The sequence below is a fragment of the Sphingopyxis sp. UBA6723 genome, assembly GCF_002454115.1.
In the GTDB taxonomy this organism is placed as follows: Bacteria; Pseudomonadota; Alphaproteobacteria; order Sphingomonadales; family Sphingomonadaceae; genus Sphingopyxis.
This window is the reverse complement of the sequence record NZ_DKIH01000010.1, coordinates 1-22397: the sequence shown is the minus strand read 5'-3', so window position 1 is coordinate 22397 and position 22397 is coordinate 1. Positions and strand designations below refer to the sequence as shown.

18 protein-coding genes and 1 tRNA gene are annotated in these 22397 nt (G+C 66.6%); 4 read left to right on the top strand and 15 right to left on the bottom strand.

Going from position 1 to position 22397, the window contains the following annotated elements:
• Nucleotides 1–288: 288 nt before the first annotated feature.
• Nucleotides 289–933 carry a LolA family protein gene (locus B4F07_RS08615; protein WP_293701556.1) on the bottom strand — a complete coding sequence of 215 codons (645 nt, stop codon included), beginning with the start codon at nt 931–933 and terminating at the stop codon, nt 289–291.
• Between the two features lie 110 nt (nt 934–1043).
• Complete coding sequence (locus B4F07_RS08610; RefSeq protein ID WP_293701558.1) at nt 1044–3356, bottom strand: FtsK/SpoIIIE family DNA translocase; 2313 nt, start codon at nt 3354–3356, stop codon at nt 1044–1046.
• A gap of 123 nt (nt 3357–3479) precedes the next feature.
• Between B4F07_RS08610 and B4F07_RS08605 the strand changes: the two genes are divergently transcribed.
• Nucleotides 3480–4721: an FAD-dependent monooxygenase gene (locus B4F07_RS08605; RefSeq protein ID WP_293701559.1), complete on the top strand. Its 1242-nt coding sequence runs from the start codon at nt 3480–3482 to the stop codon at nt 4719–4721.
• A gap of 215 nt (nt 4722–4936) precedes the next feature.
• The gene (locus B4F07_RS08600) at nt 4937–5638 is read left to right on the top strand and encodes a sigma factor (RefSeq protein WP_293701560.1); all 702 of its coding nucleotides are present in this window, start codon (nt 4937–4939) and stop codon (nt 5636–5638) included.
• 8 nt (nt 5639–5646) lie between these two features.
• Here B4F07_RS08600 and B4F07_RS08595 read toward each other — a convergent pair whose 3' ends face one another.
• Together B4F07_RS08595 and B4F07_RS08590 are read right to left on the bottom strand one after the other, a co-directional pair.
• Complete coding sequence (locus B4F07_RS08595; protein WP_293701561.1) at nt 5647–6297, bottom strand: LON peptidase substrate-binding domain-containing protein; 651 nt, start codon at nt 6295–6297, stop codon at nt 5647–5649.
• A complete protein-coding gene (locus B4F07_RS08590) occupies nt 6297–7208 on the bottom strand; it encodes a tetratricopeptide repeat protein (RefSeq protein ID WP_293701563.1) in 912 nt (303 codons plus the stop codon). Before B4F07_RS08590 ends, B4F07_RS08595 begins: the two co-directional genes overlap by 1 nt.
• A gap of 171 nt (nt 7209–7379) precedes the next feature.
• Here B4F07_RS08590 and B4F07_RS08585 point away from each other — a divergent pair.
• Nucleotides 7380–7454, top strand: a tRNA-Gly gene (locus B4F07_RS08585).
• A gap of 735 nt (nt 7455–8189) precedes the next feature.
• On the opposite strand, the gene B4F07_RS08580 is transcribed toward B4F07_RS08585, so the two are convergent.
• The 6 genes from B4F07_RS08580 to B4F07_RS08555 form a co-directional block, all read right to left on the bottom strand.
• Nucleotides 8190–11417, bottom strand: coding sequence for an efflux RND transporter permease subunit (locus B4F07_RS08580; protein ID WP_011542721.1), 3228 nt, complete (start codon nt 11415–11417; stop codon nt 8190–8192).
• Between the two features lie 3 nt (nt 11418–11420).
• Entirely contained in the window at nt 11421–12569 is a 1149-nt protein-coding gene (locus B4F07_RS08575; protein WP_011542720.1) for an efflux RND transporter periplasmic adaptor subunit, read from the bottom strand.
• Between the two features lie 4 nt (nt 12570–12573).
• On the bottom strand, nt 12574–13845 hold the full coding sequence (locus tag B4F07_RS08570; RefSeq protein WP_011542719.1) for a TolC family protein: 1272 nt from the start codon (nt 13843–13845) through the stop codon (nt 12574–12576).
• A 59-nt stretch (nt 13846–13904) separates the two neighbouring features.
• Complete coding sequence (locus tag B4F07_RS08565) at nt 13905–14213, bottom strand: hypothetical protein (RefSeq protein ID WP_041383326.1); 309 nt, start codon at nt 14211–14213, stop codon at nt 13905–13907.
• A 20-nt stretch (nt 14214–14233) separates the two neighbouring features.
• The gene (locus B4F07_RS08560) at nt 14234–14605 is read right to left on the bottom strand and encodes a DUF3703 domain-containing protein (protein WP_011542717.1); all 372 of its coding nucleotides are present in this window, start codon (nt 14603–14605) and stop codon (nt 14234–14236) included.
• A 62-nt stretch (nt 14606–14667) separates the two neighbouring features.
• Nucleotides 14668–15330, bottom strand: coding sequence for a cation transporter (locus B4F07_RS08555; RefSeq protein WP_041383325.1), 663 nt, complete (start codon nt 15328–15330; stop codon nt 14668–14670).
• Nucleotides 15331–15434: 104 nt separating this feature from the next.
• Here B4F07_RS08555 and B4F07_RS08550 point away from each other — a divergent pair, with 104 nt between their 5' ends.
• Complete coding sequence (locus tag B4F07_RS08550) at nt 15435–15857, top strand: MerR family transcriptional regulator (RefSeq protein ID WP_011542715.1); 423 nt, start codon at nt 15435–15437, stop codon at nt 15855–15857.
• An 85-nt stretch (nt 15858–15942) separates the two neighbouring features.
• Here the strand turns inward: B4F07_RS08550 and B4F07_RS08545 are convergent, their stop codons facing one another.
• From B4F07_RS08545 to B4F07_RS08525, 5 genes are all read right to left on the bottom strand, one after another.
• Nucleotides 15943–16311, bottom strand: a complete 369-nt coding sequence (locus B4F07_RS08545; RefSeq protein ID WP_011542714.1) for a copper-binding protein — start codon at nt 16309–16311, stop codon at nt 15943–15945.
• The gene (locus B4F07_RS08540; RefSeq protein WP_293644790.1) at nt 16308–19442 is read right to left on the bottom strand and encodes an efflux RND transporter permease subunit; all 3135 of its coding nucleotides are present in this window, start codon (nt 19440–19442) and stop codon (nt 16308–16310) included. The genes B4F07_RS08545 and B4F07_RS08540 overlap by 4 nt, the downstream gene beginning before the upstream one ends.
• Nucleotides 19439–20668 (bottom strand): efflux RND transporter periplasmic adaptor subunit, encoded by a 1230-nt coding sequence (locus tag B4F07_RS08535; protein ID WP_058455289.1) that lies wholly within the window; start codon nt 20666–20668, stop codon nt 19439–19441. The genes B4F07_RS08540 and B4F07_RS08535 overlap by 4 nt, the downstream gene beginning before the upstream one ends.
• Nucleotides 20665–21894 carry a TolC family protein gene (locus tag B4F07_RS08530; protein WP_188235735.1) on the bottom strand — a complete coding sequence of 410 codons (1230 nt, stop codon included), beginning with the start codon at nt 21892–21894 and terminating at the stop codon, nt 20665–20667. Before B4F07_RS08530 ends, B4F07_RS08535 begins: the two co-directional genes overlap by 4 nt.
• Before the next feature lie 64 nt (nt 21895–21958).
• Nucleotides 21959–22225, bottom strand: a complete 267-nt coding sequence (locus B4F07_RS08525; RefSeq protein WP_058455288.1) for a hypothetical protein — start codon at nt 22223–22225, stop codon at nt 21959–21961.
• Between the last annotated feature and the right edge of the window lie 172 nt (nt 22226–22397).

Below are 22397 nucleotides of genomic sequence, written 5' to 3'. Positions count from 1 at the left end.
AATCATAAACCCCCGTCCCAGGGGCGGTGGAACGGGGGTTCAAGGTCAGCGTTCGTCACGCTCTTGAATGAAGACACCGGGCAATCCGGGTGGGGCAACAGGGGGAAACCCAAATCCGGGGCCGTGTTGGCGTCTTCGAGAGTTGAAATAGCCCCGCGTCCCTGTCGCCAAGCTGAACGAAAAACGGCGGCGCAGCGCCGATTTTGCAGTTCGTCGATGCTGGGCGACGGTTCGGCGGAAAAAGGCTGAGGAATTTTGCAAGAAAACGCCCCGGCCCGAATTTTTCGTTCAGCGACCGCGCTTGTTCGGGCGCGGATCGGTCCAGCGGAACGCCGAATCGGCGACGGCGACGTTGAATCTCTGGTTGCTGAGGTCGATCCGCGTCCGGTTGTTCTGCGAATCGAGCGCGACCCAGCCGCGCAGGCGCAGGCCACCGGGCGCGCCGCCGTCCCGGACGAACACCATCGTGATCGTGCCATATTCGGGGCGCTTCGTGTCTTTAACCTCGACGCTCAGCACATCGTTGCTGCCGGTGGGCACGACCCTGGCATATTTGGTCAGGTCGCGGTCGGGGTCGAGCAGCGCGGCAAGCGGCGAATTTTTCACCGGCCAGCGCTGTACCTGCCGCACTTCGTAATCGATTACCGTCAGCGAACTGCCGTCGCCAACGATCAGCAGCGGAACATTCTTCTGGTACTGAAACCGGATCTTGCCGGGGCGCTTGAGGGTCAGCTTGCCCGACAGGCGCTGGCCGTTGCGGTCGGTCTGGACGAAATCGGCGGTCATCGATCCGGTCGATTTCAGGTGCGACTGCACCGACGCCAGCGTCGACGATGGCTGCGCAATCGCGGGAACGCCGACCGCAAGCCCGGCGACGGCCAAGGGCGTCAGCGTCCAGGCAGCTAGGCGGGTGAGGGGATTCTTCAGGGTCATGGGACTCTCATTCTGTTCTATATTCGCTCGGCTCATCGCAGACGGGCATTGAACCCGCCGTGAACCTGCTCGTCAGACGCCGTTCAAACCGCGAGCCGGGTGAAGGTTCCTCACCGCTGCTGGCCATATTGATCGGTGAGCACGTCGCGGCGGCCGACATGGTTGGGCGGGCTGACCAGCCCTTCCTCCTCCATGCGTTCGATCAGTCGCGCGGCGCTGTTGTACCCGATGCGCAGCTGGCGTTGCAGCCAGCTGGTCGACGCCTTTTGGCTTTCGACGACGATCTGGCAGGCCTTGGCATACATGCGGTCCTCGGCGCTGTCGCCGCCCGCCGGGGCGCCTTCCATCGCGAAGCCGCCATCCTCGGGATCCTCGGTGACGCTTTCGACATAGTCGGGGCGGCCTTGCCCGCGCCAATGGTCGGCGACCGCGCGCACCTCGTCGTCGGATACGAAGGGGCCATGGATGCGCGTGATCTGTTTGCCGCCGGGAACATAGAGCATGTCGCCCTTGCCGAGCAGTTGCTCGGCGCCCGCCTCGCCCAAAATGGTGCGGCTGTCGATCTTGCTGGTGACGTTGAAACTGATACGCGTCGGCAGGTTTGCCTTGATGACGCCGGTGATGACGTCGACCGAGGGGCGCTGGGTGGCGAGGATCAGGTGGATGCCCGCGGCTCGCGCTTTCTGCGCGAGGCGCTGGATCAGGAATTCGACTTCCTTGCCCGCGGTCATCATCAGATCGGCGAGTTCATCGACGACGATGACGATCTGCGGCAGCGGCGCATAATCGAGCGTTTCTTCCTCATAGATCGGCTGGCCGGTGTCGGGGTCGTAACCGGTCTGGACACGCCGCCCGAGCGACTTGCCCTTGGCCAGCGCGCCGCGGACCTTGTCGTTGTAGCTCGCGAGGTTGCGCACCGACAGCGACGACATCATCCGATAACGGTCCTCCATCTGCTCGACCGCCCATTTCAAGGCGCGGATCGCCTTTTTGGGTTCGGTGACCACCGGCGCGAGCAAATGCGGAATATCGTCATAGACGCTGAGTTCCAGCATCTTGGGATCGATCATGATCATCTTCACCTGATCGGGACCAAGCCGATAGAGCAATGACAGGATCATCGCGTTAAGCCCGACCGACTTACCCGACCCGGTCGTCCCTGCGATCAGCAGGTGCGGCATTGGCGCCAGGTCGGCGATCATCGGGTCGCCGCTGATATTTTTGCCCAGGATGATCGGCAGCGCGCCGGTCTGATCCTGAAACAAGGCGCTACCGATGATTTCGTGCAGCACCACCGCCTCGCGGTGCGCGTTGGGCAGTTCGATCCCGATCACGGTGCGGCCCGGAATCGGCGCGATGCGCGCCGACAGCGCCGACATGTTGCGCGCGATGTCGTCGGCGAGGTTCGACACGCGGCTCGCTTTCGTCCCCGGCGCCGGTTCGAGTTCGTACATGGTGACGACGGGGCCGGGGCGCACCGCGGTGACGACGCCCTTGACCTGAAAATCCTCGAGCACCGATTCGAGCAGGCGGGCGTTGCGCTCCAGCCCTGCCTTGTCGATCTGCCCGGTCGGTCCCGGCGGGGGCGGCGCGAGCAGGTCGATCGAGGGCAGCTGGTAGTTGGTGAACAGCTCGGTCTGCGGCTTGGGACGGGGTTTCGAGGGTGCGGTGCGCTGTGCTGGGTCGGCGATCTCGGGCGGCGCACGGTCGCTCGGCTCGGCGATCGCGCGCGGGCGGACAACGCGCTCCATCATCGTCGGCGCCTTGGTGCCATCATCAGCGGCGCGCACTGGCTCGGCGATGCGGCTGCGCTCGGCAGCGGGCAGGCGGAAGCGCGATGCCCATCCCTTTTCCAGCCGCAGCGCGCGCCACGCCAGCCACAGCCCGATGGTGACCAGCAGCAGGATGGTGGCAATGCGGATCAGCGCCGCGGCGGGTTCGCCCGCTGCGGCGAACAGCGGCGTGATCGCGCCGCCGATCAGCAGCGCGATGAGGCCGCCCCAGCCCGCGGGCATCGGCGCGCTGGTCGCGGGCGACCACAGTTCGGCGCCCAGCCCGACGAGCAAGATACCGACGAAGCTGTAGGCAAGCTGGCGCGGCCAATAGGGCTGCGCTTCACCCAGCCAAAGCCGCCATGCGAAGAGCCCGAGCAGCGGCACCAGCAGCGCAATCCCAACCCCGCCAATCGACAGCCCCAGATCGGCGAACCACGCGCCGATGCTGCCCATCCAGTTGGCGGCGGTACCAGCAGCGGCGGTGTTCAGCGCCGCATCGGTGCTGTCATAAGTCGCCAGCGCGAGCGCCAGAAACAGCGTGAACAGCCCGAGCGCCGCCGCGGCGCCGATCACCAGTGATCGCGCAATGCTCTGGCGGAAAACGGTGCGCCAATCGGCCTTGATCGGTGCGCCCTTGCGGCTGGCCATGCTGTTTACGGTCCCCATCGATACACCACGGCGATATGCACATGCGCCGGACTCGCCGTCAAGCGCGGCCCGGTACGCATCCACAGCCTTTCCAAGCCGCGCGCCGCGCGCTAGGGCGGTTTCATGAGTGAAACCCTGCGCAGCGATGTCCTGATTTCTGGGGGCGGCCTGGTCGGTCAGGCGCTCGCCCTGGCCCTGTCGCACCATGGCTTGTCGGTCCAGATCGTCGATCCCGCCGACCCGGTCACGACGATCGCGCCCGGCTTCGACGGCCGCGCGTCGGCGATTGCCAGCGCGACCTGGCAGATGTTCGAAGTGCTGGGGATCGCCGAGCGGCTCAAGGGTCATGGCTGCCCGATCCGCGCTATTCAGGTGGCCGACGGCGCCCCCGACAGCGGTCGCGGCGGCATCCTCGATTTCGTAACCGCCGATGGCGACCCGCCGCTGGGCACGATGATCGAGAACCTTCAGCTCCGCCTCGCGCTCGCCGCGGCGCTCGCCGTTGCGCCGCTGGTCCGGCTGCATATGCCCGCCGCATGGAAATCGCGCGATATCGATGCCCATGGCGTCACTCTGACCCTCGCTGACGGGACGAGGCTCGTCGCCCCGCTGCTGATCGTCGCCGAGGGCCGCCGTTCGCCGACGCGCGACGCCGCGGGGTTCAGCATCGCCAACTGGTCGTATCATCACCATGCGCTGATTGGCGCGGTGGCGCACGACAAGCCGCATGGCAATGTCGCGCATGAAATCTTCTACCCCTCTGGCCCCTTCGCGCTGCTCCCGCTGGTCGATGACGCCGAGGGGCGGCACCGCTCGGCCTTTGTGTGGACGGTCGCCGAAAAAGACGGTCCCGGCTTTGCCAAGCTCGGCGACCGCGGCTTCGTCGCTGAACTCGAAAAGCGTGCGGGCGGAGTGCTCGGCGCGATGCAGCTCGTCGCGCCGCGGATGACCTATCCGCTGGGGTTCCATCACAGCGCGTCGATCGTTGCCGAGCGGATCGCGCTGGTGGGCGACGCCGCGCACGGCATCCATCCGATCGCGGGGCAGGGGCTGAATCTGGGGCTGCGCGACGTTGCGGCGCTGACCGAGGTGCTGGTCGAGGGCGCCAGGCTCGGGCTCGACCTCGGCGATGCCGCCTTGCTCGCGCGCTATCAGCGCTGGCGTGGACTCGATAATATGATGGTCAGCCTCGCGACCGACGGGCTGACCCGGCTGTTCGGCATTCCCGGCCGCACCGCCGCCGCGGTCCGCCGCACCGGCTTGAGCGCGGTCCAGCGGCTCCCAATGCTGAAGCGCTTCTTCATGGACGAGGCGCGCGGCGAGGCGGGCGATTTGCCAAGGTTGCTCGCGGGGGCCGAGGTCTAGGCTCAACCCACCAGTCCGTTCATGTCGAGCGAAGTCGAGACACGCTGCCGGGGCGAAGTCAGGTCGATGGGTGTCTCGACTTCGCTCGACATGAACGGCAAATGGGGAAGCGCCCATATAGGTATTTCTACCTACCCCACCATCAGTCTGCCGCTCATCATCTTTCCCTATCCCGGCCCAAGCGGCACCCTGCCGCGGTACGATGGGGACGGACCATGTCGGCAAAAAGTGACGCGCTCGAAACAGCTGTGAAAGACTATATCCAGGCGCGAACCGCACTCGACGCGGCGCCGGGCGCGCGAGCGCGGGCACTCGCCGATCGGGCATTCGCGCGGCTCGCGGCTCTGGCAGCGCCGCGCATCCGCTACTTCACCCGCAGCTATGGGCTCAGCGACGTCGCCGACGATGCGGCGCAGGTGTGCGCCATCGCGCTGCACCGCGCCGCCGAACGCTATGATCCGGCGCGGGCGCGCTTCACCACCTATGTGAACTGGCAGCTGCGCGCCGAACTACAGGCGCTGCGCCTCCGCCTGCACGGCGACCAGCGCTCGGCGGGGCGGCGGCACGTCACCGCGACGCTGTCGCTCGATGCGCTTCAGGCCGACGGCGCCGACGACTGGCTGATCGATCCTATCGCTGAAGCGGCGACCGAAGGAGCGGCGCGCGACAGCCTTGCCGCCCTCGTCGCCGACCGGCTGGTCGCCGAATGGGCAGCGCGTCGCCGCACCACCCTGTCGCGCGCTCCGCGGGCCGATAAGGATCGCATCGCGGCGCGCCTCGCCGCCGAAACGGCACTGGTCCGCGATCAGCTCAGGGTAAACGAAGTCGCAGAACGGCTGCGCGAAAGCGACCGCCATATCGTGCGCCGCGCGCTGACGGATATTACGCGCTACGCAGCGCCTCGCAAATTGAACTGAGCGCCCGATTATTGCAGCGTGGCGCGGCCGTCGTCGCTGTCGTAACGCCCGAAAAACTGCATCAGCTGAACGACCAGCTCAGCGCGCGCATCGATCGGGGTCGCTTCCAGCAATGCCTGTTTCGCAGCAGCATCGAACGGTGCCACCTGCGCGATCCCATTGACCAGCGTCGCATCGTCGAGCTGGCCTACCGAATCCCAATCGACGACATAGCCCTGCCGCGCGGCAAAGCGCTTGGCCTCGCGCTCCAGGCTGGCGCGCTCGACACTCGACAGCACGGCGTCGTCCTCAAGCTCGGCCTCAATCTCGGCCTCGACCTGACGAAAGGGCGTGATGACATCGAGTTCGCGGCGGACGCGAAACCGTGCTACGCCTTCGAGCACCAGATTGAAGCGCCCCTCGTCCAGCGCTTCGACATCGACAATCCGGCCGACGCAGCCGACGTCATACAGCGCAGGCGGCTCACGGCTCTCGTCGCCAGGCAGCATCCGCGGCTGGATCATCCCGATCTGGCGGTCGCGCGCCAGCACCTCCTGCACCATCGCCGAATAGCGCGGCTCGAAAATATGCAGCGGCAGGTGCAGCCCAGGAAACAGCACCGCGCCGGGCAGCGGAAAGATTGCGATCCGCTGGATGGTCAGGGGCGCGGTGTCGCCCATCAGCCGAACAGGATCAGCGACAGGCGGCGGCGCTGGGCGGCGACCCAGGGATCTTCCAGCCCGACGGCTTCGAACAGCGACAGCAGTTTGGCGCGCGCGGCGTCTTCCTGCCATTCGCGATCGGCGGCAACGATGTGGAGCAGATTGTCGGCGGCGGCGTCGCGCTGGCCCGCGCCGATCTGCGCGCTGGCCAGGTCGAAGCGCGCCTGATGGTCGTCGGGGTTGGCGGCGACCGCCGCTTCGAACGCTGCTAGCTCACCCGCGTCGGGCGCATCGGCGGCGAGTGCCAGCGCGCTTTTCGCCTGCGCAATCGCAGGATCGTGGGCGATGTCGGCCGGTACCATGTCGAGCGCGCCCTGCGCGCTGGTCAGGTCACCCGCGAGGACAAAGGCGCGGACCAGCCCGCCATGCGCCGCGGCGTTGTCGGGGGCCATCTCGAGGATCTGGCCGAAGATGCTGGCAGCGCGTTCACCGTCGCCTTCGGCCAAGACGGACTCGCCCATGTCGATCAGCGGCGCAATCTCGACCGCGCGCGCCGTCGCTTCGCTTTCGATCGGCAGCTGCGCGAGCAGCTGGTCGAGCATCGTCTTCAACTGGCTTTCGGTGCGCGCGTTGGTCAGGTTGGCGACCGGCTGGCCCTGGAAAATCGCATAAACGGTCGGGATCGACTGCACCTGAAACTGGCTGGCGATGAAACGATTCGCATCGACGTCGATCTTGGCGAGCAGCACGCCCTTGTCGGCATAATCGGCGGCGACCTTTTCCAGGATCGGGGTCAGCTGCTTGCACGGCCCGCACCATTCGGCCCAGAAATCCAGGATCACCAATTTGGTCATCGACGGCTCGACGACGTCGCGGCGGAAGGCTTCGACGGCTTCCTTCTCGGTGGGGTTCAGACCCAAAGTGGCCACGCGTCATGCTCCTGTTCAAAATGCCGGACCATCTATGTGGGAATTGCGGCGAATATGCCAACCCTTCGCCCGCGATAAGATGCGAAAAGCATGAAGGGGGGTTGCCGACTCAAAAACCCGATGCTAAGCGCCCGCCTCACCCGCTGGAACCGACCGGTTTCAGCCGCCAGAGCGGGCGTAGCTCAGGGGTAGAGCACAACCTTGCCAAGGTTGGGGTCGAGGGTTCGAATCCCTTCGCCCGCTCCAGTTTTCCTAGTAATTCCAGTCACTTACGCCAAAAGGCGGCGTAATATGCCGCGTTACGTCGAGCCGCATTTCGTCTCGCGTAATAAGGACGTAATATGATGACGGCGAGCCGACGGGTGTGTCTAGGAAAGGATTGGCGCTTAGCGTGCTGCAACTACCGGATCGGGGCCCAAGCGCGCAGTAGAATGAGTCGGTCCCTCCGATCGGCTGGGTTGCGTCAAAATTGCTGGAGTGGAACGCCAACGGCGTGACCCCTTCGGAAACGGCTGCCCGGCCGAGGCGGAAGAGGACGTTGTCATGTTCTCCGGCAGCGATTTCCACCCACTCCAGCCAAGCGGTTGCGGAGCAGATAGATGTTCAAATCGGTATAGATACGCCGAACCGGGCGGAATATCTAACGCACGGGGAAATCGGACAGGTCTAGCGCGCGTCTGCGATGATCGACTCGCTTCCACCGACGATGTCGGCGGAAGCGTGAAGATGCCCGCGGTTTACGACTCTGCTCGTCCCGGCTCGTTGGGCGCTTCCGGTGACGAGCACCTCATCCGTTCCGGGCTGGACCTGGATCCAGATTTTTAGAATTCTGATCCCTTACGATGTGAATCGCCGGGCAATGTGGCAACCTGTTCACGAAGTCGTCGAGAATCGGCGCCCGGGCGCCAGCGAGCAGCATGGTCGCCCGCCGGTTCAACAGAACCGCAGCCTTGCGTGCCGCGCGTCTTGTCGTGCTGATCATTAGGGGGTGCTCGCAGATAGGCTGTCGTCGTACTGCAAATGATCTTCCCGCAGGTCGGCTTCCCGGCTGCCATAGCGGGCATAGAGGGTCGGAAGTACGAAGAGCGTGAGCAGGGTCGCCGAGATCAGTCCCCCAATCACCACCGTCGCGAGCGGCTTCTGCACTTCGGCGCCCGCGCCGGTCGCGAGCGCCATCGGCACGAACCCGAGGCTGGCGACGAGCGCGGTCATCACGACGGGGCGAAGGCGCATGAGCGCGCCTTGCCTTGCGGCTTCGGCCCGCGCCATGCCCGAGCGCATCAGTTCCTGGATCGACGACACCATCACGAGGCCGTTGAGCACCGCGATACCCGAGAGCGCGATGAACCCGACTGCTGCCGAGATGGAGAAGTCCATCCCGCGCAGGAACAGTGCTAGCACGCCGCCGATCAGTGCCAGCGGAACCCCGGTGAACACGATCGCCGCATCGCGCGACGATCGAAGCGCGCCATAGAGCAGCAGCAGGATCAGGATGAAGCAGGCCGGGACGACGAGCTGAAGCCGGTCGCGTGCGGAGGCGAGATTCTCGAACTGGCCGCCCCATTCAAGGTAGCTGCCGGCGGGGAGGCGAACATCCTTAGCGATGCCGGCCTTGGCGTCGGCCACGACGTCGGAGATCGCGCGGCCGCGGACGTTGGCCTGGACGACGACGCGCCTCTTCCCGTTTTCGCGGCTGATCTGGTTCGGTCCCTCGACGATACGGATATCGGCGACGCTCGCAAGCGGCACGAAGGCGCCGCCCGCCACCGGGACCTGTACCTGTTCGAGCACCGACAGGTCAGCGCGCTGCGCGTCGGACAGCCGGATGACGATCGGGAAGCGCCGGTCGCCTTCGAAGATCGTGCCGGCCTCGCGGCCGCCGATCGTTGCGGTGACGACATCCTGCACGTCACGCGCGCTGACGCCGAGCCGCGCCATCGCGTCGCGGTTCGCCCGAATGTCGAGCATCGAGAGACCTTCGGTTTCTTCGACGCGCACGTCGCTCGCGCCTTCGGTCTTCCGCAAGATTGCGGCGACTTGCTGCGCGGTCGCGTTCATCGCGTCGAAGTCGTCGCCATAGACCTTGATCGCAATGTCACCGCGCACGCCCGCAATCAGCTCGTTGAAGCGCATCTGGATCGGCTGAGTGATCTCATAGGCATTGCCCGGGATCTTGTTCAGTTCCTTCTCCAGCCGCTCGACGAGTTCGGCCTTGGGGAGGCTTGGGTCGGGCCATTCTTTGCGAGGCTTGAGGATCACGAAATTGTCGGTCGCGTTGGGCGGCATCGGATCGGACGCGAGGTCCGCCGTGCCGGTCTTCGAGAAGACGATCGCGACCTCGGGCTGCCTTGCGAGCATCCGCTCGATCGGCACTTGCATGGCCTGGCTCTGTTCGACGGACGTCGAGGGCACGCGAAACGCCTGGATCAGGAGATCTCCCTCGTCGAGCTGCGGCAGGAAGACCTGGCCGAGTGAGAAGAAGGCGAGGATCGCGATGACGAACCCCCCGATGCCCGCGCCGAGGGTGATCTTGGGCTTGCTAATCGCGCGGTCGAGACCCGGCTCGTAGCGTTGCTTCAGCCACGCCATGATGCGGCCCTCTTTTTCTTCGACCCGCTTCGAAAGCCAGATCGCGATCGCGGCGGGGACGAATGTGAGCGAGAGGATGAAGGCGAAAGCGAGCGCGATGATCACGGTCAGCGCCATCGGGATGAAGGTCTTGCCCTCGACCCCGCTCAAGGTGAGCAAGGGCACATAGACGAGGATGATGATCGCCTGCCCGTAGACAGACGGTCGCACCATCTCGCGCGCGGCCGATGCAACGGTCGCGAGACGTTCCTGGACGGTCAGGATGCGGCCGTGGCGATGCTGGAGGTCGGCCATGCGCCGCAGCGCATTCTCGACGATGATGACGGCGCCATCGACGATGAGGCCGAAGTCGAGTGCGCCGAGGCTCATCAGGTTCGCCGAGACGCCGGCGCGCAGCATGCCGAAGCTGGTGAGCAGCATCGTGATCGGGATGACGAGCGCCGCGATCAGCGCTGCGCGGAAATTGCCGAGCAGCAGGAAAAGCACGACAATGACGAGCAGCGCACCCTCGGTCAGGTTCTTGCCGACCGTCCAGATCGTCGAATTGACGAGCTTGGTACGATCGAGCGCCGGCTCGATAACGACATCGGGCGGCAGCGAGGCGTTTACCTCCTTCAGCCGGTCTGCGACCGCGGTCGCGACCGTCCGGCTGTTCTCGCCGATGCGCATGACCGCGGTGCCGACGACGACTTCGGTGCCATTTTCAGAGGCTGAACCCATGCGAACCGCCTGTCCGGTGCGGACCGTCGCCACCTGGTCGAGCGTGATCGGAACGCCCGCGCGCGTTGCGACGACGGTGCGTGCCAGCTCGGCGGTGTCGCGGACCAACGCGTCCGAACGAACGGCGAGCCCTTCGCCATTGCGCTCGACGACGCCGCCGCCGACCGCACTATTGTTGCGTTCGAGGGCTTCGGCGAGCTCGGTGAGGCTGAGGTCGAGCGCGGCGAGGCGCTGCACGTCGGGAACGACCAGATACTGCTTCGAATAGCCGCCGATCGCATCGACGCCCGCGACGCCGGGAACCGTCCGGACGAGCGGCGTGACGATCCAGTCCTGCGTCGTGCGAAGATAGGTCGACTTGTCGGCCTCGGTGACGAGCCGTTCGCCTTCGGGGGTCACATAGCTGCCGTCAGGCTGGAGGCCGGGCTCGCCGGCCTTGTGCGCATCGTCTTTGCGGTGCGCGAGGCGGACCGTCCACATATAGACGTCGCCGAGACCCGTCGCGATCGGCCCCATCTCCGGGCGAACCCCGTCGGGTATATTCTCGGTTGCCTCGTTGAGGCGTTCGCCGACCTGCTGGCGCGCGAAATAAATGTCGGTCGAATCGTCGAAGACCGCGGTGACCTGCGCGAAGCCGTTGCGGCTCAGCGACCTTGTGTGATCGAGGCCGGGGATCCCCGCGAGCGCGGTCTCGATCGGGAAGGCGACCTGCTTCTCGACGAGTTCGGGCGAGAGCGCGGGGGCGCGGACGTTGATCTGGATCTGGTTGTTGGTGATGTCGGGAACCGCGTCGATCGGCAGGCGCGACAATGCTGTCGCCCCGATTATGGCGGCGATGGCGGTGAGCAGGACGACAAGCCAGCGCTTTTCGACCGCCCAGGTAACGATACGAGCGATCATGGCTTAGTCCTCATCGCCTGCTTCGCCCTTGCCGATCTCGGCCTTGAGCGAAAAGCTGTTGGTGATGGCGATCTGCTCGGTGCCCTTGAGCCCGGAGCGGACGATGACATTGGCTCCCGCGCGGTCGCCGAGCACCACGGGGACAGCCTCGAACCCGTCCTTGGTACGCACGAACACGACGCTCTTGCCCTCGACGGTCTGGATCGCGGTCGCGGGAACGCTGATCGAGCCGACGCCGCCGCTCGCAGCCAGCGCGACCGAGGCGGTCACGGCTTCGCCGACGCGCCATTGGCCGGCGCGATTGTCGAGGATCGCGATTGCGGGCACGAGCTTCGTGGCCGGATCGAGCGCGGGCGAGACGAAGCTGATCTTGCCGGTCGCCTGGCGTCCAGGCGCGCTCACCGAGACGACGGCGCCGGGCCGGATACGACCGGCGTCGGCGGGCTGGAGGTTCAGCGAGAGCGAAACGCTCGAGAGGTTGGCGATGCGATAGAGTTCTGCATCGGCGGGAACCGTCTGACCGAGCACCACGCTGCGCGCGATTACCTGGCCCGAAATCGGCGCGGTAATGGCAATCCGGTTGAGCTGGCCGCCGCCGCCCCCTGCGGCGGATACCTGCTGCTGCGCGAGTTGATAGGCGATCCTGGCTTCGGTCGCGGCCGTGCGTGCCGCAATCACATCCTGCTCGGGCGACACGCGCTGTGCGAACAGCCGCTCCTCGCGTGCGAGATTGGAGTTGGCAAGCGCTAATCGGGCACGCGTGGCCTGCACCTCGCCCTGGAGCTGCGCGGCCTCGCGGCTCTCGACAATCGCAAGCGTCTGCCCACGGCCGACGCTCTGTCCGAGATTGCGGTTGAGCGCGACGATCCGCCCGCCGATCGCGGCCGACACGGCCTGCGTTCCTTGCGGATCGCCTTCGATCGTTGCGGGCAATTGCAGCGCGCCGGCGCTGCCGATGGTCGGGCTGCCGAGCGCGATCCCCGCGATCTTGATCTGCTCGTTGGTGAGGGTGATCTTGCCCTCGTCGGCATGGCCGGCCTCTTCCTCGCCATGCTCGTCGGCGGGTTTGGCGGTCTCGCCGCCACCGCAGGCGGCGAGGAACAGCGGCAGCGTCGCGGCGAGCAGCAGCTTTCGGTTGATAGTGATAGTCATCGGGTCAATTTCCTTCGAGCGGCGCGGGAGCCGTCAGGCGTTCCAACCGGGCCTTGGCGAGTTGATAGGAGGCGAGGGCTTCGATCGACGCGGAGCGCATCTCGGTCAGCGTCCGTTCGGCATCGAGCAGTTCGAGCTGTCCGAACTTGCCCTCGCGGTAGCCGATGCGCGCAATGCGCGCGGCTTCCATGGCCGAGGACAGAGCGGGGCCGCTCGCGACGCGCGCCGCCGCGGCCGCATTGGCAGCCTCGACTTCGGCGTCGCTGATCTTCTGCTCGATATCGAGCGCGGTGACGCGGCGCTGCGCGTCGGCACGCCGCCGTTCGGCATTCGCCTGGTCGACCGCGGCGCGTCCGTTGTTGAACAGCGGCAGCGGCACCGAGACGCTGAACACCGCAGCGACATCGTTGGTGGCTTCGAGCCGGCGAACGCCCGGCCCGACGGTAAGATCGGGCACGCGCTGCGAACGCGCCAGTTCGACGCCGGCATCCGCGGTGGCGAGGTCGGCATCGGCCGCCGCCAGCGCGAGCGTGCCAGCCGCCGATACAGGGCGGGGCGGACCCATGGTGCCGCTTCCGGGGCCGCCGAGTACCGCGACATCGAGCGGGCCGGTGACCGGGCGGCCAATGCGGCGCGCGAGACTGGCGCGCGCGGCATCGGCGAGGCGGCGCGCTTTCTCGGCCTCGGTTTCGGCGGTCAGGCGCGCGACTTCGGCGCGTTCTTGTTCGAGCGGCGAGGCGCGCCCCGCTTGCACTCTTATGGTCGCGGCGCGCGCCGTGTCGCCGGCGATACGATATTGGTCCTCGGCAATCGCGACACGCACTTCGGCGGCCGAGGCCTGGATATAGAGTTCGGTGACCTGGAACCGGATATCGGCCTGCGCAATCGCCTGCGCGATTTGCGCGCGGTGCGCCGCCGCATCGGCAACCGCGATCCGGGCCTGCCGCTTGCCGCCGAGTTCGAGCGGGATCGCGACGCTTGCCGTGATATCGGCGCCATTGACGCCATTATAGGGCCCGGTGCCGACGAAATTCTCGACTTCGACCGAAAGCGCTGGGTTGGGGCGCAGCCCCGCGACTCGGCGGGCTGCGCTTGCGGCATCAACGTCCGCCGCTGCGGCTTCCGCCGCGGGCGCGCTGCCGCCCGCGAGCGCAACCGCCTCGTCGAGCGTCAGGAGCGGTCCTGATATCTGCCGGCTTTCGGTGCCGACCTCCTGTGCCTGCGCTATCGCAACGCACGATGTGGCTGCCACGAGGGCAACAACGATCCTGTACATAATTCCATCCTCGATTGAGCCGATAGATCGCCGCGCGAATGCGCGAGCGCGTCAAGACGTCAGGCGAGGGGCGGGTCGAGAAGGGGCGGCAGGACGCGCGATGGTCGCTGCACGACCGGCGCGGCAAATAGTGGCCCACGCGCCGGGGCCAGCGGGGCTTCGCTGACCGTCTGATGCTGGTCCGGCGCCATGGGGCAATGATGATGGCCGCTATGGGCGAATTTCTTTGCCGGTTCGCCCGGCACTTGCTTGCCGCCGTCCCTGTCCAGCGAATAGGCGGTGCCTTGATCGGCAATATGCGCGGACGCGGGCTCACAGAATTGCAGGGTGCAAAGCAGCACGCCCACAATCACCAGCAGTCGCATCATCGCACCAGCCATAAAGCCCCCTATCGACCCGTCATCTGTTTGTCGCGGCGTGACATCGCGGCGGCCAGATCGGATGGAATCGCCATGGGTTGGAACGCGCTGACCCGCGCCCGCCCACTATTGCCTGCCGGGATCCGGCCCGTCAGCGATCCCAGAGGGACGAGGGCCAGCCGGAAAATCTGCCCCGCCGCTTCGCGCCAGTCGCCGAGCGCCATCGCGAAACCGAGCATGTGGCCATGCGACGACAGGTGAATGCCGAAGAAGGGCTGCGCAACGATGTGCGCGCGCTCGAGCGCGCGCCAGGCCGCGGGATAATCGCCGGCCCGCCGCGCGGCCCGGTAATGCGTCATCTCGGCGGCGATCAGGCCGGCAGCTTGACGTCGATCCAGCATGCTCGCGACATTTCCCTTTGCGTCGATTCGCCGGCCTTATGCACCCTGTAGCAACTACAGGGTCAAGCCTGACCACGAATCCCTTGTTCCGACAGTTGGCGCAGCTCGGTCCGCGCGCTGCGAAGAATTTCATAGGCCGAATGCAGGAAGAGCGCTGCAATGATGGCGGCCACTGCAAGGTCGGGCCAGGCCTGGCCGGTCCATGCGACGAGACCCGCAGCGATGATTACCGCGACATTGGCGACCGCGTCATTGCGGCTGAACAGCCAAACAGCGCGGACATTGGCGTCGCCTTCGCGAAACCGCGAGAGGACCGCCGCCGAGGTGAGATTGACGAGCAGTGCAACGAAGCCGATGCCGCCCATGAGCTCGGCTTCGGGCGGAACCGCTGTCAGGGCGCGCCACAGCGCGACGCCGATGACGCCGAGCCCGAGCGTCAGCAGGAACAGGCCTTGGGCAAGAGCGATGCGGGTGCGGGCGAGCGCCGTCCAGCCGATCGCGACGAGGCCGGCCAGCGTGATGGTGCCGTCGCCGATGAAGTCGAGCGAGTCGGCCTTCAGCGCCTGGCTGTTGGCGATGAATCCGCCGACGATCTCGATAGCGCCGAAGCCGAGATTTAGGATAACCACGATCCAAAGAGCACGGCGATAGGCCGGGTCCTTTTCCGCGCGCACCGGGTCTCCCGTGCAGCCGCAGCCGTCGCCGTTCTCGGATCCCTCCGCCATCGCGTCTTCACTCCATGGTGGTGGCGCGCTCTTCGCTTTGCCGCCTTCAACTTCGGACGAGGACCGCCTATACATCCTCCAGTCACTGGAGGATCAAGCATAATATGACCAAGCGGCTCGCGATCGGCGACCTTGCCCGGGAGACCGGGACCAAGGTCAACACCATCCGCTTCTATGAAGAGATCGGGCTGCTGCCCGAAGCCCTGCGCACCGCTTCGGGACGGCGAAGCTATGATGCGGCCGACCTTCGGCGGCTCGCCTTCGTCCGCCACGGCCGGCAGCTCGGTTTTTCGATCCCCGAAATCCGCTCGCTGCTGGCGCTTTCGGATCAGCCCGACCGCGATTGCGGCGAGGCTGCGGCGATCGCGCGCGCGCATCTTGCCGATATCGGCATCCGCATCGCGCGGCTCGAAACCTTGCGCTCGGCGCTGACCGAGGTCGCGACCTCCTGCGAGGGCGGCCGGGCCGCCGAATGCCGGGTGATCGAGGCGATCGCGGGCACCGAACTCGCGCTCCAGACCGATTGATCGATCCGACCGGACGCATCCGGGTTCGGGGAAGGAAGGGGCTGGCGCGCGCGACGACTGGCTTCGCCGCGCGCGCCGGCGGATATTATGGCGCCTTGTCGAGCTTGGTGATCGTCCCGGCCTTACCGTTCCAGTCGAGCTCGAACGCGACCTTGTCGCCGACCTTGATGTCCTTCAGCAGCTCGGGCTTTGCGGCGAAGCCCATCGTCATCGGCGGCCATTCGAGTTCGGCGATCGCGCCATGATCGAGCGTGACCTGTCCCTTCGCGCTATCGATTGCGGTCACGGTCGCCGTGCCCTTGCCATGTTTGGTTTCGGCGGGCATCGCCATGGTTCCGGCGTCATCGGCCATCGCGGCCTTTTCTTCGGTCTTCGGCGCTTCGCCCTGCTTGCCGCAGCCGGCAAGTCCTGCGCTGAGCGCGATGCCCAGTGCGATGGCGGTCAAATTCTTCATGTCATTTCTCCTTCGGGTTGAACGGGATGGGCCGCGCGCCTGCGCATCAGCAGATAGGCGGCGGGAATGATGAGCATCGAGAGCAGCGGCGCGGTCAGCATGCCGCCGATCATCGGCGCGGCGATGCGGCTCATCACTTCGGAGCCGGTGCCGGTCCCGACGAGGATCGGGAACAGGCCCGCGAGGATCACCGCGACGGTCATCGCCTTCGGCCGGACGCGAAGCAGCGCGCCCTCGCGAATCGCGGCCAATATGTCGCCATCGCCGCGATCGGCGAGCGCATGCTTGAGGTAGATGAGCATGACGACCCCGAACTCGGCGGCGACGCCGGCGAGCGCGATGAACCCGACCGCGCTCGCGACCGACTGGTTGTAACCGAGCAGATAGAGCAGCCAGAGCCCGCCGGTGAGTGCAAAGGGCAAGGTCGCCATGATGAGCAGCGCCTCGTCCCAGCGGCGGAAGGTGAGGTAGAGCAGGATGAAGATGATCGCGAGCGTGACCGGCACGACCACCTTCATCCGCTCGGTCGCACGAACGAGGAACTCGAACTGCCCGGTGTAGGAGATGCTGACGCCGGGGGGCAGCTCGACATCGCGCGCGATCGCCCGCTGGATGTCGTGCACCAGACCCTGCAAATCGCGGCCGCGGCTGTCGACATAGATCCAGGTCACCGGGCGGCCATTCTCGCTGCGCAGCATCGGCGGCCCGTCGCTGACCTTGACGCTCGCCACCGTCCCGAGCGTGATCTGCTGGCGCGACGGCGTCAGGATCGGAAGGGCCGCGAGCTCGCCGATGCTGTCGCGCATCTCGCGTGGATAGCGGACGCTGATCGGATAGCGCGCGAGCCCCTCGACCGTCTGGCCGATCGTCTCGCCGCCGATCGCGCCCGCGACGATCGCCTGCACGTCGGCGACGTTGAGACCATAGCGCCCCGCGGCGGCGCGATCGATGTCGACGTCGATATAACGGCCGCCAGTCAGGCGCTCGGCCAGCGCCGAGGCGACGCCGGGGACGGTCCTGACTACGCCCTCGATGCGCTTCGCGGTGCGGTCGATCTCGGCAAGATCCGAGCCCGCGACCTTGATGCCGACCGGGCTTTTGATCCCGGTCGCGAGCATGTCGATGCGGTTGCGGATCGGCGGGATCCAGAAATTGGCGAGCCCAGGGACCCGGACCCGCGCGTCGAGCTCCTCGATCAATTTCTCCTCGGTCATGCCGGGGCGCCACTGGTCCTTCGGCTTGAAGCGGATCGTCGTCTCGAACATCTCGAGCGGCGCGGGGTCGGTGGCGCTGTCGGCGCGGCCCGCCTTGCCGAACACGCTTTCGACCTCTGGCACCGTCTTGATCAGCCGATCGGTCTGCTGGAGCAGGCTCGACGCCCGCGCTGCTGAGATGCCGGGAAGCGCTGAGGGCATGTAGAGGAGATCGCCCTCATGCATCTGCGGCATGAACTCGCCGCCGATCTGGGTCATCGGCCAGAGGCTGGTGGCGAAGACGAGGCCGGCGATGAGGAGCGCCTTTTTCGGCCGTTCGAGCACCCAGTCGAGTGCCGGGCGATAGGCGCGGGTCAGCCAGCGGTTGACCGGATTGGCCTGTTCGGCCGGGATCTTTCCGCGGATCAGCCAGCCCATCAGCACCGGGATGAGCGTGATCGAGAGGATCGCAGCGGCCGCCATCGCATAGGTCTTGGTGAAGGCGAGCGGCGCGAAGAGCCGCCCTTCCTGGCCTTCGAGCGTGAAGATCGGCAAGAAGGAGAAGGTGATAATGAGAAGGCTGAGGAACAGCGCCGGGCCGACCTCGGCGGCGGCATCGGTGATGACGCGCCAGCGCTCGGCGCCCTTCAATTCCTCGCCCGGATGATCGCGCTCCCAATGTTCGAGATGCTTGTGGGCATTTTCGATCATCACCACCGCCGCATCGACCATCGCGCCGACCGCGATCGCGATGCCGCCGAGCGACAGGATATTGGCGTTGAGCCCCTGCAGCCGCATGACGATGAAGGCGATGAGGATGCCGAGCGGCAGGGTCAGGATGGCGACCAGCGCCGACCGGGCGTGCCACAGGAACAGCGCGCAGACGAGCCCGACGATGATGAATTCTTCGACGAGCTTCGAGGTGAGATTGTCGACCGCACGATCGATCAGCCCCGAACGGTCGTAGGTGGTGACGATCTCGACCCCCGGCGGCAGGCTGCGCTTGAGCTCGGCGAGCTTGGCGCGCACGCCGTCGATGACCTCGCGGGCATTCTTGCCCTCGCGCATGACGATCACGCCGCCCGCGACCTCGCCCTCGCCATTGAGTTCGGCGATGCCGCGCCGCGTGTCGGGGCCGATCTGGACCGTCGCAACATCGCCGACCGTCACCGGGATGCCGCCGCCGGCGGTGCGGATCGGGACGCTGCGGAAATCGTCGAGCGATTTCAGATAGCCGCCCGCGCGCACGATATATTCGGCCTCGGCGAGTTCGAGGCTGCCGCCGCCGCTTTCCTGGTTTGCGCGCTTGAGGGCGTCTGCCACGTCGGTTGCGGTCACGCCGAAGGCGGCAAGCTTCTGCGGATCGACGATGATCTGATATTGGCGCACCATGCCGCCGATGCTCGCGACCTCGGCGACGCCCGGCACTGACTTCAGTTCGAAGCGCAGGAACCAGTCCTGGAGGCTGCGGAGCTCGGCAAGATCGTGGCGGCCGCTCTTGTCGACGAGCGCATATTCATAGATCCACCCGACCCCGGTCGCGTCGGGGCCGAGGCTCGCCCGCGCGCCGTCGGGGAGCCGGCTCTGCACCTGGCTCAGATATTCGAGCACGCGGCTGCGCGCCCAATAGGGATCGGTGCCGTCGTCGAAGAGCACATAGACGAAGCTGTCGCCGACGAAGCTGTAGCCGCGCACGACGCGCGCGCCGGGCACCGAGAGCATTGTCGTCGTGATCGGATAGGTGACCTGATCCTCGACGATCCGCGGCGCCTGACCCGCATAGGTGGTGCGGATGATGACCTGGACGTCGGAGAGATCGGGCAGGGCATCGACCGGCGTCGTGCGCACCGCGGCGATCCCGAGCAGGGTCAGGATCAGCGCCGCCGCGACGACGAGCCCGCGCGCCGCGACCGAAGCGCGAATGATCTTCGCGATCATTGCGCGGGCTCCAGCGGACGGACGGTGAGGCCGGTCAGGCTCGCCTCGGAATCGAGCAGGAACTGGCCCGACGCGACGACCTTTTCGCCGGGAGCGAGCCCCTGCAATATCTCGGTCTTGCCACCACCTTCGCGTCCAGTGATCACTTCGGCGGGATGGTAGCGCCCGTCGCCCTTCTCGAGCATCACGATGCTGCGCGTGCCGGTGCGGATCACCGCTTCGCTCGGCACCAGCAGCGCCGGTTTGGCATCGCCCCCGAGCGCCACCACCGCGAACATGCCGGGGCGGAGACGCCCGCCGCGATTGGCGAGTTCGACGCGCACCGTCAGCGTCCGGCTGTCGGCCGATGCAGTGGGCAGGATCGCAATGATCCTGCCGGTGAATGCTTCGCCGGGAAAGGCGGTGAGCGTCGCGGTCGCGCGCTGGCCGACCTGTACGAGTCCCGCCTGCGCTTCGGGGAGCGCGGCGTTGAGCCACACCGTGCCGAGCCCCGAGATTTCGGCGAGCGTCTGCCCCGCGGCAAGCGTCACGCCCGCACGCGCGCCCAGCGTCTGGACTACGCCGCCGATCGGCGCGCGGACGGTCATCCGGCCGCCGGTGCGTCCGGTCCGGTCGACTTCGACAATCACGCCTTCGGGCATGCCCATCAACCGCAGCCGCTGCCGCGCCGCCGCAGTGAGGTCGGGACGTCCGAGTTTCTTGACGCTCAGATATTCGGTCTGCGCGCCGCCCCATTCGGGCAATTGCAGGTCGGCGATCGGCGTGCCGGCGCCGATGACGTCGCCGGGCGCGAGGCGATAGACGCGCTCGACGAATCCGCCCGAGCGCGCCTGGACGATCGTGACGTCGCGCTGGTTGAAATCGATGCTGCCGTTGACGTCGAAGGTCGCCGCGAGGCTGCCCATTTCGGCCACGACCACCCTTATGCCGAGGCTCTGCCGCGCGGCAGGATCGACCGACACGCCCGGTGCCGCGCCGCTGCCCTCGTCGGCATATTTGGGCTCGAGCTGCATGTCCATGAAGGGCGACTTGCCGGGCTTGTCGAATTTCTGGTTCGGGAACATCGGATCATAATAATAGAGGATCTTGCGCCCGCCGCTGCCTGCCGCTTCGCTTGGCGCATCGCTCTGACCGCTCTGTCCCAGCCAGTAACCGCTGCCGCCCGCGATCAGCACCGCGGCCAATATTCCGGCGCGCCAACGCGCCGCTGATGTTGCATCGGTCATCGACCTGCCTCCCCATAAATAGTGTTGATCCGGATCGCGTCGCGCGCGACCTCGGCTTCGCGAGCGAGCGCATCGACTTCGGCCTCGGCGAGCGCGAGTGTCGACAGGAGTGCGGTCCCGAGATCGAGCTTTCCGGCGGCGTAGCTGGCGAGATCGAGCTCGGCGCGCTTCTTCGCGAGCGGCACGAGCCGCGTGCGCGCATTGGCGAGTTGTTCATGATGCATGCGGTGATCGGCGAGATCGGCGTCGAGCCCCGCCGCGATGTCGCGCTTGGCGGCCTCACGGTCGAGCCGGGCGCGCGTCGCCTCGCTGGCGCGCGCGGCGATCTTGGGATCCTGCCGCCTTTTCGAGAAGAAGGGCAGATCTACGGTGACGCCAACCGTGACGAGGTCGCCAAAATTGGGCTCGCGCCGCCCATAGGCCGCGTTGACGCTCCAGTCGGGGCGCTTGTCTGCGCGGGCGAGACCGGTCTCGGCATCGGCGGCGAGGGCGCGGGCATCGAGCGCGCGCAGCCTTGGCAGGGCGTCGATTCCGGAGCGCAATCCTTGCTCGTCGATCATTTGCGGCGGCAAGTCTCCCAGCGTGTCGGCGGCTGCGTCGCCGGTAAAGCGCGCGAGCTGCGCGCGGGCGCGGGCAATCTCGGCGGCGAGTGCGCTGCGGCGATCATTGATCGCGGCGCGAAGCTGATCGGGTTCAAGCGCCTGTGCCGGGCGCGCAGCGCCGCTGGCCAGCCGCGCGGTCACCGTCGCTTGAAGGTCTTCAAGACCAGAATCGAGCAGGTCGAGTTCCTTGAGACGCTTCTTGGCGTAGTAAAGGTCGACCCAGGCAAGCGCGGTCGCGAGCCTGATATCCTGCGCGGTGACCGCCTCGTCGGCGCGGGCGATTCCGATGTCGGCCTGCGCACGCGTTGCGCGCGCGCGGCGCTTGGCGGGGTTCGGGAACTCCTGGCTGACGCCGACGACCTGCATCGTGAAGTCGTCGCGATTGAACCGGCCCGCGTCGGGCCCGGTCACCGGGAAATCCTGCAGGACGATATTGAGTTTCGGGTCGGGCAGCCGGTCGGCGGCGATCGCCGCCGATTGGGCAGCATCGATGCCGGCTTCGCGACCCTGCAATTCGGGCGCCTCTGATGCCGCGCGGTCGAGCGCCGTATCGAGCGTCATCGGCTCGGCATGTAGCGCCGCGGGCGTCGGGATAAGCAAAACTGCCGCAAGATATATGCGCATATGTCCCCCTCTTTCGAGTCAGGCGGAAATGTCCCCCGGCACGTCGGCCGGGGGACGGAAGCCGTCAGCCCTTGGAGGGCGACATGCGATGTCCGGGCATGTCGTGCATGCAGCCCGCTGCGTCGGTCTTCATCATGGTGCAGTCGCAGGCCGCCATATTCATTGATGCGTCTTTGACCCACACGCGAACGCGCGGGTTGATATTGGACTTGTTCGGTCCCGGCACCTGGCGGGTCTGCCATTCATAATGACCGCCGCTCGCGTCCTGCGCGGACACGGGAGCGGCAAGGGTTGCGGCCGCGAGCGCGGCAACGACAAAAATCGTCTTCATGGTGAAATTCCTCGGTTGAAAAGCTGGGAGACACGCGCCGGGGAGACCGGCGCGCATCGCGCGTTTCAGCCGCGGAATAGAGGCGGTTCGGGCTCGGGACCGACGATTCGGCCCGTCAAGCGAACGGCAGGCCGCGCGTCTACCGGCGCCGGCCGATAGGCGGCCGCCTCCA

What these genes read in the sequence shown, in the direction of transcription:
- B4F07_RS08615 (WP_293701556.1), bottom strand. Translation starts at nt 933, where the DNA reads ATGACCCTGAAGAATCCCCTCACCCGCCTAGCTGCCTGGACGCTGACG.
- B4F07_RS08610 (WP_293701558.1), bottom strand. Translation starts at nt 3,356, where the DNA reads ATGGCCAGCCGCAAGGGCGCACCGATCAAGGCCGATTGGCGCACCGTT.
- B4F07_RS08605 (WP_293701559.1), top strand. Translation starts at nt 3,480, where the DNA reads ATGAGTGAAACCCTGCGCAGCGATGTCCTGATTTCTGGGGGCGGCCTG.
- B4F07_RS08600 (WP_293701560.1), top strand. Translation starts at nt 4,937, where the DNA reads ATGTCGGCAAAAAGTGACGCGCTCGAAACAGCTGTGAAAGACTATATC.
- B4F07_RS08595 (WP_293701561.1), bottom strand. Translation starts at nt 6,297, where the DNA reads ATGGGCGACACCGCGCCCCTGACCATCCAGCGGATCGCAATCTTTCCG.
- B4F07_RS08580 (WP_011542721.1), bottom strand. Translation starts at nt 11,417, where the DNA reads ATGATCGCTCGTATCGTTACCTGGGCGGTCGAAAAGCGCTGGCTTGTC.
- B4F07_RS08575 (WP_011542720.1), bottom strand. Translation starts at nt 12,569, where the DNA reads ATGACTATCACTATCAACCGAAAGCTGCTGCTCGCCGCGACGCTGCCG.
- B4F07_RS08570 (WP_011542719.1), bottom strand. Translation starts at nt 13,845, where the DNA reads ATGTACAGGATCGTTGTTGCCCTCGTGGCAGCCACATCGTGCGTTGCG.
- B4F07_RS08565 (WP_041383326.1), bottom strand. Translation starts at nt 14,213, where the DNA reads ATGATGCGACTGCTGGTGATTGTGGGCGTGCTGCTTTGCACCCTGCAA.
- B4F07_RS08560 (WP_011542717.1), bottom strand. Translation starts at nt 14,605, where the DNA reads ATGCTGGATCGACGTCAAGCTGCCGGCCTGATCGCCGCCGAGATGACG.
- B4F07_RS08555 (WP_041383325.1), bottom strand. Translation starts at nt 15,330, where the DNA reads ATGGCGGAGGGATCCGAGAACGGCGACGGCTGCGGCTGCACGGGAGAC.
- B4F07_RS08550 (WP_011542715.1), top strand. Translation starts at nt 15,435, where the DNA reads ATGACCAAGCGGCTCGCGATCGGCGACCTTGCCCGGGAGACCGGGACC.
- B4F07_RS08545 (WP_011542714.1), bottom strand. Translation starts at nt 16,311, where the DNA reads ATGAAGAATTTGACCGCCATCGCACTGGGCATCGCGCTCAGCGCAGGA.
- B4F07_RS08540 (WP_293644790.1), bottom strand. Translation starts at nt 19,442, where the DNA reads ATGATCGCGAAGATCATTCGCGCTTCGGTCGCGGCGCGCGGGCTCGTC.
- B4F07_RS08535 (WP_058455289.1), bottom strand. Translation starts at nt 20,668, where the DNA reads ATGACCGATGCAACATCAGCGGCGCGTTGGCGCGCCGGAATATTGGCC.
- B4F07_RS08530 (WP_188235735.1), bottom strand. Translation starts at nt 21,894, where the DNA reads ATGCGCATATATCTTGCGGCAGTTTTGCTTATCCCGACGCCCGCGGCG.
- B4F07_RS08525 (WP_058455288.1), bottom strand. Translation starts at nt 22,225, where the DNA reads ATGAAGACGATTTTTGTCGTTGCCGCGCTCGCGGCCGCAACCCTTGCC.